General features: G+C 39.3%; 11 protein-coding genes and 1 tRNA gene. 11 read left to right on the top strand and 1 reads right to left on the bottom strand.

The window, feature by feature from the left end; translation table 11 throughout:
• Positions 1-8: 8 nt before the first annotated feature.
• The 5 genes from ACPPVU_RS21985 (at position 9) to ACPPVU_RS21965 (ending at position 5,425) form a co-directional block, all read left to right on the top strand.
• Positions 9-584 carry a hypothetical protein gene (locus ACPPVU_RS21985; protein WP_426668883.1) on the top strand — a complete coding sequence of 192 codons (576 nt, stop codon included), beginning with the start codon at positions 9-11 and terminating at the stop codon, positions 582-584.
• A gap of 185 nt (positions 585-769) precedes the next feature.
• Positions 770-1,900, top strand: coding sequence for a sensor protein KdpD (locus ACPPVU_RS21980; RefSeq protein WP_426668882.1), 1,131 nt, complete (start codon positions 770-772; stop codon positions 1,898-1,900).
• Complete coding sequence (locus ACPPVU_RS21975; RefSeq protein ID WP_426668881.1) at positions 1,897-3,609, top strand: ATP-binding protein; 1,713 nt, start codon at positions 1,897-1,899, stop codon at positions 3,607-3,609. Before ACPPVU_RS21980 ends, ACPPVU_RS21975 begins: the two co-directional genes overlap by 4 nt.
• A gap of 37 nt (positions 3,610-3,646) precedes the next feature.
• Positions 3,647-4,372 carry a hypothetical protein gene (locus ACPPVU_RS21970; RefSeq protein WP_426668880.1) on the top strand — a complete coding sequence of 242 codons (726 nt, stop codon included), beginning with the start codon at positions 3,647-3,649 and terminating at the stop codon, positions 4,370-4,372.
• Between the two features lie 96 nt (positions 4,373-4,468).
• Positions 4,469-5,425, top strand: coding sequence for an acetyl-CoA carboxylase carboxyltransferase subunit alpha (locus ACPPVU_RS21965; protein WP_426668879.1), 957 nt, complete (start codon positions 4,469-4,471; stop codon positions 5,423-5,425).
• A gap of 96 nt (positions 5,426-5,521) precedes the next feature.
• Here ACPPVU_RS21965 and ACPPVU_RS21960 read toward each other — a convergent pair whose 3' ends face one another.
• A complete protein-coding gene (locus ACPPVU_RS21960) occupies positions 5,522-5,911 on the bottom strand; it encodes a SnoaL-like domain-containing protein (protein ID WP_426668878.1) in 390 nt (129 codons plus the stop codon).
• A gap of 197 nt (positions 5,912-6,108) precedes the next feature.
• Between ACPPVU_RS21960 and ACPPVU_RS21955 the strand changes: the two genes are divergently transcribed.
• The 6 genes from ACPPVU_RS21955 (at position 6,109) to ACPPVU_RS21930 (ending at position 11,875) form a co-directional block, all read left to right on the top strand.
• A tRNA-Gln gene (locus ACPPVU_RS21955) sits at positions 6,109-6,179 on the top strand.
• A gap of 180 nt (positions 6,180-6,359) precedes the next feature.
• Positions 6,360-7,304, top strand: a complete 945-nt coding sequence (locus ACPPVU_RS21950; RefSeq protein WP_426668877.1) for a ribose-phosphate pyrophosphokinase — start codon at positions 6,360-6,362, stop codon at positions 7,302-7,304.
• A 128-nt stretch (positions 7,305-7,432) separates the two neighbouring features.
• Positions 7,433-8,017 carry a 50S ribosomal protein L25/general stress protein Ctc gene (locus tag ACPPVU_RS21945; protein WP_426668876.1) on the top strand — a complete coding sequence of 195 codons (585 nt, stop codon included), beginning with the start codon at positions 7,433-7,435 and terminating at the stop codon, positions 8,015-8,017.
• Positions 8,018-8,164: 147 nt separating this feature from the next.
• Positions 8,165-8,725 (top strand): aminoacyl-tRNA hydrolase, encoded by a 561-nt coding sequence (gene pth / locus ACPPVU_RS21940; RefSeq protein WP_426668875.1) that lies wholly within the window; start codon positions 8,165-8,167, stop codon positions 8,723-8,725.
• Positions 8,726-8,860: 135 nt separating this feature from the next.
• Positions 8,861-11,332, top strand: a complete 2,472-nt coding sequence (locus ACPPVU_RS21935; protein WP_426668874.1) for an outer membrane beta-barrel protein — start codon at positions 8,861-8,863, stop codon at positions 11,330-11,332.
• Between the two features lie 192 nt (positions 11,333-11,524).
• Positions 11,525-11,875, top strand: a complete 351-nt coding sequence (locus ACPPVU_RS21930; RefSeq protein WP_426668873.1) for a Spx/MgsR family RNA polymerase-binding regulatory protein — start codon at positions 11,525-11,527, stop codon at positions 11,873-11,875.
• Positions 11,876-11,884: the final 9 nt, after the last annotated feature.

The raw sequence follows: 11,884 nt of genomic DNA, 5'->3' as shown, positions 1-11,884 counted from the left end.
TTAATAAAATGAAAAAGTTTAAGTTAGCGGTGATAATTATCATCATGACGCTTGGATTTATCAAGAATTCACCCGCCCAAACGCAATCAAGTGGATTATATTTAACCTACAGTGATTTTGTAAACCACAAATTAAGTTACGGTTCTGACGGATCACAAAAGAACAAAATCGTCCTCCATGATTTTTTTGAAGGAAGTAATGTGACCCTTATCAGCAATGGTAAAAAACAAACATTCGCGAAAAGCGAAATTTTTGGCTACCGCGAAAATAACCGTGATTACAGATTTCAGAATAATAAATCCTACGAGATAGTGGATACAGAGGGATTTTACCTGTATAAGAATGACAAGCTTGTTCAGGGAAGCAAAGGGCTGAAACCTGTTAGCACAGCGTATTTCAGTACAAAAGCCAATGCTGAAATATTACAACTAACGCAGCAAAATATAGACAAGGCTTTTGCTTCAAATTATAAGTTCAGAAATATGGTACAAGAAGAATTTAAAACTGACAATGATCTGAACCAATATGATAATGCGCTCAATAAATATCAAATAAAAGAGTTGTTTATTGAAAGCAGCAAATAATGCAAATGCTTGAATAAGCATTTTTAAGATAAGCGTGGGCCTGATTTATAATTACTTGTTTAGTTGTTAATTGTAAATTTGGTTTGATTGGGGTCCATGCTAAAGAAGGGGGTGCTTGCACCCCCTTTAAATGGTTTAAACAGAATACTAATTATAAATGAATTTGGAATATAATTCATGAAATTATGAGTGAAGAAAACAAAGAGCAATCGGTTGAACATTTCCTGGAGCTGATCAAACGATCAAGGCGCGGTAAGTTCAAGATATACATTGGTATGAGTGCTGGTGTAGGTAAAACTTATCGTATGCTGATGGAGGCACATGCCTTAATGAGAAATGGTATCGATGTCAAAATCGGTTACATTGAAACGCATAAGCGAAAGGAAACAGAATCACTAATAGAAGGCTTGCCTATTATTCCCCGGCGCAAATTGTTTTACAAAGGCAAGGAACTGGAAGAAATGGACCTGAAGGCCATAATAAGCCTGCGGCCTGAAGTGGTAATTGTAGACGAGCTAGCGCATACCAATATTGAAGGCAGCCAGAACGAAAAGCGGTGGCAGGATGTGCGGGATATTTTAAACGCGGGCATCAATGTGATCAGCGCAGTAAATATTCAGCATCTCGAAAGCCTCAATGAGGAAGTGGAGAAAATAACCGGTGCTGCGATCAATGAACGCATACCAGATAAGGTATTGCAATTGGCCGATGAAGTAGTAAATATCGACCTGACGGCTGATGAATTGATAGACAGGCTGAAGGAAGGTAAAATTTATGATGAGAAAAAGATACCGCTTGCGCTAAATAATTTTTTTCAAACCGAGCGCATATTGCAATTGCGCGAAATGGCCCTTAGGGAAGTAGCCCACCAACTGGAACGCAAAATAGATACAGAAGTGCCTAAAAACATAAAGTTGCGGGCAGAATTATTTTTGGCTTGTATTAGCACCAATGATGAATCGGCCAAAATAATCATTCGCAAAACTGCCCGGCTGGCTTCTTATTATCGCTCCAAATGGTATTTGGTGTATGTACAAACATCAAACGAAAGCAGCGATAAGATCAACCTGGCATCACAGCGTCACTTGATCAATAACATGAAAACAGCAACGCAATTGGGCGCTGAGGTGTTAAAGATAAAAAGCGATAATATTGCCAAAACCATTTGGGAAACGGCTGAAAAATATGAAATTACCACTATCTGCATAGGCAAACCCCGGTTTAAATTCTACCAGCTGGTGATGAAAACTGCTGTGTTTACACAGTTATTGAAAAAAATGTCTAAAACTGATATAGACTTAGTAATACTGTCATGACAATTAAAAACAAACTTCGGGCAGGCTTTGGCTTCCTTTTTCTAATGGCATTTGTTTGCTGCGGATTATCCATTTGGTTCCTAAACCGCTTATCAGCTGATGCCAGTGTCATCCTAAAAAATAACTATGAATCAGTAAAGTATGCAAAAAATATAGGTAGCGCATTAGAAAAGAATGAGACAGAGCTTGACGCATCACAGATTAGCATAATTGAAGCCAACCTTCTTAAACAGGAACACAATATAACGGAGCCCGGCGAACAACAATTGACTGATTCATTACGCTCCAAATATGAACAGTTGAAATTGTCGGTTAATACGCCCCAAAAACAGATTATTTTACGGGCACAATTACGTAAACTGCTTTACGATATAATGCAAATAAACATGACCGCCATAGAGCACAAAAATGCCGTAGCCAATAAGACAGCCGGTAGTGCTACCTTGATTGTTGCTTTGATCGGTTCATTTCTGTTTCTGGTATCTTTCAGCTTTGTAGTTAATTTCCCGAGCTATATTGCTAATCCTATACGCGAACTAACCGAACGCATAAAGGAAATAGCTAAGCGAAACTATCAACAGCAATTAAATTTTAAATCGAACGATGAATTCGGTGAGCTAGCGCAGGCATTTAATACCATGACCTTTAAGCTGGCTGAGTATGAAAATAGTAATCTGGCCAGCATCCTGTTTGAAAAGAAACGGATAGAGACAATAATCAACTCGATGCACGATGGCATTATCGGGTTTGATGAAAAGTCATTTATCATATTTGTTAATGAAGTGGCCTGCACACTGATAGGCATGACAGAAAGTAATCTGATAGGTAAATATGCGCCAGATGTAGCGCTGGAGAATGACCTTCTGAGGAACCTACTGGTAACAGATCAAAACAAGATGAAGATATTTGCCGATAACCGTGAAAGCTATTATTCTAAAGAGGTGTTATCGGTCACGAGTAAAGAGAAGGTGATAGGTAAAGTTATTATTCTGAAAAATATCACTGAATTTCAACAACTTGATGAAGCAAAAACAAACTTTATTGCCACAATATCACATGAGTTGAAGACCCCCATCTCATCTATCAAAATGAGTCTAAAATTACTGGAAGACAAGCGAATAGGAGAGGTAAATACCGAACAAAAGCAATTATTGGGAAATATTGACGACGATGCCCGTCGTTTATTGCAGATCACAGGCGAGTTGCTTGATATGGCGCAGGTTGAAACAGGAAAAATAAACCTGAATTTTGGCAGCACACATCCTCAAAATATTGTGGATTACGCTGTAAAAGCTGTAAAATTCACAGCCGATCAAAAACAAGTAGCCATTAATGTAAAATATGATCAGGATCTTTCTGATGTAAGGGCCGATCTGGACAAAACCACCTGGGTTTTGATCAACCTCCTTTCCAACGCGATCAAATACAGTCACGAAAAATCTGTTGTTGACCTGGAAGTAAAAAAATCAAAACTTGACGAGATCGAATTCTCAGTAAAAGACCATGGACAGGGGATCGAAAACAAGTATCTATCGCGCATTTTTGAACGGTACTTTAAAGTACCCGGCGCTACGGTAGATCAAACAGGAACAGGGCTTGGTTTAGCTATAGCAAAGGATTTTATCGAGGCACAATCCGGTAAAATAGGTGTTGAGAGCGAATTAGGTGAGGGCAGCAGATTTTATTTCACTTTGAAAAGGATTATTTAATAATAATCCACACTTTTGAAGTGAAATATAGTGCCTAATGTTAAGACATCTTTTTGTTTTTGTAATTTTTTCATTGTTTTTGACTTCAGCTTTTGCGCAAACTCAGACAGACAGCGTGAACAGCCATCCGACTGTTGATACTGTGGTCAAACATTCACCCACTGACAGTGCAGTTAAAAATTCAAAAATTAATACTAAAGTTAAACATCCCCATGCTGGTCGCATAAGCAAACAATCGACGGTTGACAGCGTAATTAAACATCCGTTAGTTGATAGTAGTGCAAAACAGCCCCCCGTTAAAAAGGCAGCTAAACTTCCCGCCGTTAATACAGTTGTTATTAAACACTCCCCCATAAAAACCCTAAGCGATGAAAGATATAATATTTTACTGAATGGGAGTGATTTTGATGATATGGCATTGGTTGGTGCCATGAACCATTACCCCTTACCTGATGAAGCACTAAAATATAAAGTACAGATCGGTTTGAATCCCGGTCAGATCACGAAGTTAAAAGATATAGCAGAGGAACTTCATCGTAAAAAGGTAGAGATGGGACAGAATATTATTAAAAATGAAAAAATGTTGGATAGTTTGTTTCACAGCAAACGGGTAATAGATGGTACCATCATTTTTTATTCAAACCGTTACGGATTGTATCTCGGCGAAATACGTAATGCAGTTTTACAGGCTTGTTATAAAACCGAAAATATTTTGAGTGATGACCAGATCAAAAGGCTTGAGGCTGCGCGAAAAGGTCATTGATCCGGGAATTTGAAGAGAGAGCTGATCCCATCAAAATTTTCAAATTGATAATATTGCCATTTGATTTGTATAAATTTGCAGCCCGTAACAAAACGTATGAAGATCACTTTTGATTTCGAAAAGCCTTTAGCTGATCTGCAACTGCAGATAGATAAAGTAAAACAGGTTGAAGAAAAGACCAAGGTGGATATGTCTGCAACAGTAAATGAGCTGCAGGAAAAATTTGAAACCACTAAACACCAGATATATTCTCATCTAAGCGGCTGGCAAAAAGTACAGATATCGCGTCATCCGGAAAGGCCCTATACTTTACAATATTTAGAGCTGATGTGTGATGATTTTATCGAGCTGCACGGTGACCGTACCGTTGGCGATGATAAAGCGATAATCGGTGGCTTTGGCTCCATAGGTGGCGAAACTGCTATGTTTATTGGTCACCAGAAAGGCCGTAATACTAAGGAACGTCAATACCGTAACTTCGGTATGGCAAATCCGGAAGGCTACCGCAAAGCTTTGCGCCTGATGAAACTTGCCGAGAAATTTAATAAGCCCGTTATTACGCTGATTGATACACCCGGAGCATTTCCCGGTCTTGAGGCTGAGGAACGCGGACAAGGCGAAGCTATCGCTCGCAACTTACTTGAAATGTCAGTACTGCGTGTGCCGGTTATTTGTGTAGTGATTGGTGAAGGTGCCTCTGGCGGTGCATTAGGATTGGCAATTGGTGATAGAGTATTTATGCTCGAAAACTCATGGTATTCGGTAATATCTCCTGAAAACTGCTCCACTATTCTTTGGAAGACATGGGAAAATAAGGAAAGAGCAGCCGAAGTTTTGAAGCTGACATCCAATGAAATGTTTAAAAATAAGCTGATTGACGGAATTATAAAAGAGCCTCTTGGCGGGGCACATCAAGATCCGGTTGCAATGGCGACTACATTAAAAAAGCACCTTCTGAAAGACCTAAAAGAGCTTAAAACACGTAATGTGGATGAACTGGTAACCGAAAGAATAGACAAGTTCTGCTCGATGGGTGTAGTTGTTGAGGATTAGTAGAGGTAAAAGGATAAAGGCAAAGGTTTTTCCAGGTCCTCCTGCATAAAAAAAGGGGCATTGCCCCTTTTTTTATGGTTTTATTTTTAGTCAATATTACTTACCCGTATTATAAAAGAATTGTGCGGTTACAATTTTCCCGTCTTTGACCTCATATACGCACAATTCGTCCATTGCATTTCTGCCCTGGTCCTTAAAAGTTATATCAAAATTCATAGTGCAGGCAAAAAAATTACCGCTTACAATAGGGTCCGAAATATGAACGCTGTGCAATTGTTCAACAGAACTGTACCAGCGATTTGTACTTTCTAAAACGGCCTTTTTGCCAACTGTTTTCCCCGTCATTGGCGAACCTTCTGGTTCAATACTGATGCTGTTATCATCGTACAATTCATTGATTGCATCCATATCTTTGCCTTCGCGGCATAGCTGTACAAGCCTGTTTGCAACTTCTTGTGCATTCATTGTTTCCACTTGAGTACTCATAGCTTTAAAATTTATGTGTTAATATCCAATGTTAATTACAGTTAAAAACAACATTTATTTTTGATGGTTTTATTTGGTTGATTAAATTTTTGTTAAAAAAAACGTTGTTTTACACTTTTTACAAAAAGCTTTTGATAACAAAAAAATCATCCTATATTTGCATTCCTTTTCGGAATGGATAACAAACCGATAAAGATTGCCTGATAGTATAATGGTAGTACGACGGTTTTTGGTACCGTTTGTCTAGGTTCGAATCCTGGTCGGGCAACAAAAAGATTTCGGATTTCGGATTTTCAATTTCGGATTTTTCCGGTTGATGAGTCGAAATCCGAATTTATTTTTTAATAAGGTGTATAGATAATTCCGAAATCGAAATTTCGAAACGGCAAAGCCCTCTTGAGCATCCTTAAAAGATAAACAATAGGCGAAAAATCCGAAATAAAGAAAAATGCCATTACAATTCAACCCCATTAAATTATTTTCAGGTTCCGAAAGCCCGGAATTGGCAAATAAAATTGCAAATGCTTATGGCAAGGAATTAGGAGAGGTTGTTCTTACACGTTTTAGTGATGGCGAATTTCAACCGCATTTTAATGAGACAGTACGCGGATGCGATGTATTTTTAATACAATCAACCAATCCGCCTACGGATAACCTGATGGAGTTGCTAATGATGATCGATGCCGCACGCCGTGCATCAGCACATTATGTAACCGCAGTTATTCCATATTTTGGATTAGCCCGCCAGGACAGGAAAGATAAGCCACGCGTGGCGATAGGCTCTAAACTGGTTGCTAATTTATTGGTAGCAGCAGGCATCAACCGCATTATGACAATGGACCTGCACGCAGCTCAGATACAGGGCTTTTTTGATATCCCGGTTGATCATTTAGATGCATCTATCATTTTTGTGCCTTATATCAAAAGTTTAGGGTTGGGTAGCTTAACCATTGCCTCGCCGGATATGGGCGGATCATACAGAGCGCGCAGCTTCGCTAAGTTTTTTAATGCTGAAGTGGTGATCTGTGATAAACGCCGTAAACGCGCAAATGAAATAGAATCAATGACTTTGATAGGTGATGTAACCGACCAGGACATTGTGTTAATAGATGATATCTGTGATACGGCCGGTACATTAGCTAAAGCGGCAGCGCTGATTATGGAGCGCGGGGCACGTAGTGTAAGGGCTGTTTGCACACATCCTGTATTATCAGGTAAAGCATACGAGACTATTGAGAATTCAGTATTAACTGAACTGATCGTTACGGATACTATACCGCTTAAACATCAGAGCAGCAAAATAAGAGTATTATCAACTGCTGAATTGTTTGCAAAAGCAATAGAGAACGTGAACGAGCACGGATCGATCAGCCAGTTGTTTAAGGTGGATTAAGCCTCACCTAAATCCTCTCCAAAGGAGAGGACTTGAATAGGGCACGTACATTGAATTAATAATTTCTTGCTTAAGCCCCTCTCCTCTGGAGAGGGGTTGGGGTGAGGCTAACAAATAAATATAAACAAATGAAATCAATTGCTATTAGCGGTTCTCCAAGAGAGAACGTAGGGAAACGCGACGCTAAGGAACTGCGTTATCAAGGCTTAGTGCCTGCAGTACTTTACGGTGGGACAACCCAAACCCACTTTGCAGTGTCCGCAGCTGATTTGAAACCCGTTGTCTATACTCCGGTTGTTCATTTCATCGACATTACAGTTGCTGGTGTTAAATCACAGGCTATTATTAAGGATATCCAATTCCATCCGTTAACCGAGCAGATCCTGCACGTAGACTTTTTGTTATTGGATGAGAAAAAACCTATCACTATCGAAATTCCAATCCGTTTAACCGGAACTTCTCCGGGTGTTAAAATGGGTGGTAAACTAGTTCAGAAATTGCGTAAACTGCGTATCAAAGCTTTACCTAAAGATCACTTAGATAATATCGACGTGAGCATTGAAGGTTTGGAAGTTGGTAAATCAGTACGTGTTGCTGACCTTAAATTAGCTAAGCTAACTATTACCAATGCTATTGAAGATACTATTGTATCGGTAACTACTTCACGTGCATTACGCCAGGCTGAACAGGATGCTGTTGCAGGCAAAAAATAAACTATGATTGCACCGATTAGGGTGTGATTACACAGATTAAACAGCGATGAGTTTATACTTATCGCTGTTTTTGCTTGAAAACAATATCTTCGCAATTTTAAATTGAACAACAAACATTTTCTTCGCCTTTGGCAAAAGCCGGTAGTTATGAAATATTTAATAGTTGGTTTGGGTAATATAGGTCCGGAATATGCTGATACACGGCATAATGTCGGTTTTATGGTGCTTGATGAACTGGCGAAGCAAGAGAATGCGAAGTTTTACAACATGCGTCTGGCTAATTACACCGAAGTATCCTACAAAGGGCGTATGCTTTATTTAGTTAAGCCAACTACTTACATGAATTTAAGCGGAAAGGCTTTAAATTACTGGATGAAGGACCTAAAGATCCCTATTGAAAATGTGCTGGTGATAGTTGATGATATCGCATTGCCTTTAGGCACTCTGCGGCTGAAACCAAAAGGAAGTGCCGCAGGCCATAATGGATTGAAGAATATCGAATATACTTTAGGTCATAATAATTATGCCCGCCTTCGTTTTGGCGTTAGCGACAATTTTCCGAAAGGCAAACAGGTAGACTATGTACTTAGTGGCTTTGATGATGACGAACTGCCGGAATTGCCCGCTCTGATAGAGCGCTCTATTGAAATGGTAAAAAGCTTTGCCACTATCGGCACAGAACTTACCATGACTCGTTACAATAAATAAAAGCTTGTAATACATGCCTAAACCTATCCCCCCTAAAGGGTGATTTTATGCTTCCATACGTTAAAAAATGTTAAAATATTAATTTGGCTGTAACGGTTTTATACCTTACACGTCATTTAGCCTAAACCCTCTTTCATGAGAATTTTTTTACTTGCCTTATCCTTCTGCTTATTGTCAACATTGGCGATAGCTCAAAATGCACCTCAAACTATTACTATACAAGGAACAGTGATTGACTCGGCCGACAACAAGCCGATGGGATTTGTGACTGTTGCCCTGCAAGACGCCAAAACCCATAATGGAGTAAAAAGCGGCTTGACCAAAGATGATGGTACATTCGCATTGAAACCGCCTGCAAACAATTCTTATGAAATCGTTTTGGTATTTGTTGGTTATAAGAATAAAACAATACCTGTTAACAGTGCAGGCAACACAATTGATATCGGTAAAGTATCGTTATCTCCATCATCAAGCCAATTAAAAGAAGTATCGGTTACAGCTGCAAGGCCATTGATGAAACAAGAGGTTGACCGTATTGCTTATGATGTACAGGCTGATCCTGATAGTAAAGCATTATCTGTTTTGGATATGATGCGTAAGGTGCCACTTTTAACAGTAGATGGCAATGATAACATCCAGCTTAAGGGCAATAGTAATTATAAGATACTGATCAATGGCAAGGAATCTGCCCTGGTGGCTAAAAACCCTTCGGATGTGTTAAAAGCAATGCCCTCTACTAATATCGAAAAGATAGAAGTTATAACAACGCCACCAGCGAAATATGATGCCGAGGGATTGTCAGGGATCATTAATATTATCACCAAAAAAAATGCTGACCAAGGGTACAACATAGGGTTCAATAGCCGTTTTAATTCGGTATTCGGGGCTGGTTATAATATCAACGGTACACTTAAACAGGGGAAATTTGGTATGTCATTATTCGCTGGTTTTGGCAGTAACGGAGACCTGACTACCGGTTTTGGGAATTCACAAAATATATCAAATGGTAAAACTACCATTGAGCAAACCGGCACTAACAGGCAGAAAGGTAACTTCCATTACGGCGGTACAGAATTAAGCTATGAAATAGATACCCTAAACCTGATTACGGCATCAGTAGACCTTTTTGGAAACGATCAGCATCAAAACAGTAACCAGGTTTCAAAAACGGAAACATTGGGAACACCAGCACAGGGGTATATACCTGTAGAAGGTTATACTTTGCAGAACATCAATCACGGTACCTTTACCGGTTTTGACGCTTCAATTAATTACCAGTTGGGTTTCAAAAAATCGAAAGACGAATTACTGACTTTCTCTTATAAATACAGCTACGCCCCTAATAAACAATTTAATGATAACGTATTTAGTGACAGGTTCAATTACCAATATCCTGATTATCAGCAATATAATGATGCTGGTGATAAAGATCATACCATACAGGTAGATTACGCCAGTCCGCTTACAAAAACGATATCAATTGAGGCAGGTGCTAAAGCTATCCTGCGGGATAACTACAGCAATTACCATGTAGACGACCGCGATAGCCTTACGCAACAGTACATGACCAACGACACGCTTACCAATAATTTCACTTATCACCAGAATATTTACAGTCTGTACAACTCCTATCAGTTAAAGCTGGATAAGTGGACCGGCAAGGCAGGGCTGCGTTTAGAGCATACGGCTATCAGCGCTGATTTTACTTCTGCAGGTGTTACTACCGCGCCAAGTTATAATAATCTGATTCCTTCTGTATCTATACAACGAAATTTTAAAACCAGTAGCCTTAATTTCGGCTTTACGCAGCGTATACAGCGCCCGGGTATATTTCAGCTTAATCCTTTCGTCGATCGTTCAAATCCCAATTTTGTAAGCTCTGGTAACCCTGCTCTGAAACCCGAATTGGATAATACCTTTGAGCTGACCTACAGCAATTTCACTAAAAACGCGATCAATGTTGGGTTGAGTTATGCTTTCTCTAACAATTCGATACAAAATGTATCCACACTGCACCAGGAACTTGTAAACGACACATTAAAAACTGTTACTTATACCACTTTTGAGAATTTAGGAACCAATAAAACTTTGGGGTTGAATGTGCATACCAATATGAACATAACCAAACAATTTACCTTTAGCCTTAACGGACAGGTAAACCATATATGGCTGAGTGGTGTATTGGATGATAAAGCATATCGTAACGATGGATTTACCGGCAACGCTTTTGCTAATTTGCGTTATAAATTTAACAATGGCTATGCAATTGCATTCAACGCCGGGTATTTCAGCGGTAATGTGACGCTGCAGGGTAGCTCGAGCCCATTTATTTTTAACCAGTATCTGTTTTCGAAAGAGTTCCTGAATAAGAAGCTGACCCTGGTACTTGTAGCTAACAATCCTTACAGCAAGTACAATACTTTCAGGTCGACCACTACTGGAGCTGATTTCTACCAGACGTCTTACAACCAAAATTATTACCGCTCTTTTGCATTCCGTATCAACTTTAAGTTTGGCAAGCTAAATGGCGACATTAAAAAGAACGAGCATGGCATACAGAATGATGATACCAAAGGTGGTGGTAAAAGTTCAGGCGGAAATCAGTAATTAAGAATCAAGATGTAAGAATCAGGAGCCAAGAATCAGGGTGTAAGAACCAGAAGCCAGTTTTCTTTAATATCCTGATTCCTGACTCTTTGCTCTTGACTCGGGTAAATGTAACTTAGCGGCATGACCATCATGGGCTACAAAAAATATCATTGCACATGATAGCTTTATCTCCTTTAAAAAACAATTAATATGATAAAAACGTACGGAATTACCAATTGCAATACAGTAAAAAAAGCATTAGACTGGCTTAAAGCAAACCATGTAGATTACGAGTTCCAGGATTTTAAAAAACTGGGTGTCACGCCTGAAAAGTTACAGGAATGGAACGATAAGGCCGGTTATGAAAAATTCCTGAACAAACAGGGCCTCACCTGGAAACAACTCGACCCGGAAGTAAAAGAAAGTGTAAAAACATCAGCCGATGCATTAAAATTGCTGCAACAAAAAACCAGCATGATCAAGAGACCGGTTATTGAGGATGGCAATTTCCTTTTCTTCGGCTTTGATGAGGAAGTGTATAAAAAGCATTTTTTGAAGTGAGAGTTGATT

The sequence above is a fragment of the Mucilaginibacter sp. McL0603 genome (assembly GCF_049992945.1).
GTDB lineage: Bacteria > Bacteroidota > Bacteroidia > Sphingobacteriales > Sphingobacteriaceae > Mucilaginibacter.
The sequence above is the reverse complement of the archived record's forward strand: the minus strand, read 5'-3'. Positions and strand labels throughout refer to the sequence as shown.

Coding starts and splice junctions, on each gene's coding strand:
- ACPPVU_RS21945 (WP_426668876.1), top strand. CDS start 7,433: ATGAAATCAATTGCTATTAGCGGTTCTCCAAGAGAGAACGTAGGGAAA.
- ACPPVU_RS21930 (WP_426668873.1), top strand. CDS start 11,525: ATGATAAAAACGTACGGAATTACCAATTGCAATACAGTAAAAAAAGCA.
- ACPPVU_RS21980 (WP_426668882.1), top strand. CDS start 770: ATGAGTGAAGAAAACAAAGAGCAATCGGTTGAACATTTCCTGGAGCTG.
- ACPPVU_RS21935 (WP_426668874.1), top strand. CDS start 8,861: ATGAGAATTTTTTTACTTGCCTTATCCTTCTGCTTATTGTCAACATTG.
- ACPPVU_RS21975 (WP_426668881.1), top strand. CDS start 1,897: ATGACAATTAAAAACAAACTTCGGGCAGGCTTTGGCTTCCTTTTTCTA.
- ACPPVU_RS21985 (WP_426668883.1), top strand. CDS start 9: ATGAAAAAGTTTAAGTTAGCGGTGATAATTATCATCATGACGCTTGGA.
- ACPPVU_RS21960 (WP_426668878.1), bottom strand. CDS start 5,911: ATGAGTACTCAAGTGGAAACAATGAATGCACAAGAAGTTGCAAACAGG.
- ACPPVU_RS21970 (WP_426668880.1), top strand. CDS start 3,647: ATGTTAAGACATCTTTTTGTTTTTGTAATTTTTTCATTGTTTTTGACT.
- ACPPVU_RS21950 (WP_426668877.1), top strand. CDS start 6,360: ATGCCATTACAATTCAACCCCATTAAATTATTTTCAGGTTCCGAAAGC.
- ACPPVU_RS21965 (WP_426668879.1), top strand. CDS start 4,469: ATGAAGATCACTTTTGATTTCGAAAAGCCTTTAGCTGATCTGCAACTG.
- pth (WP_426668875.1), top strand. CDS start 8,165: ATGAAATATTTAATAGTTGGTTTGGGTAATATAGGTCCGGAATATGCT.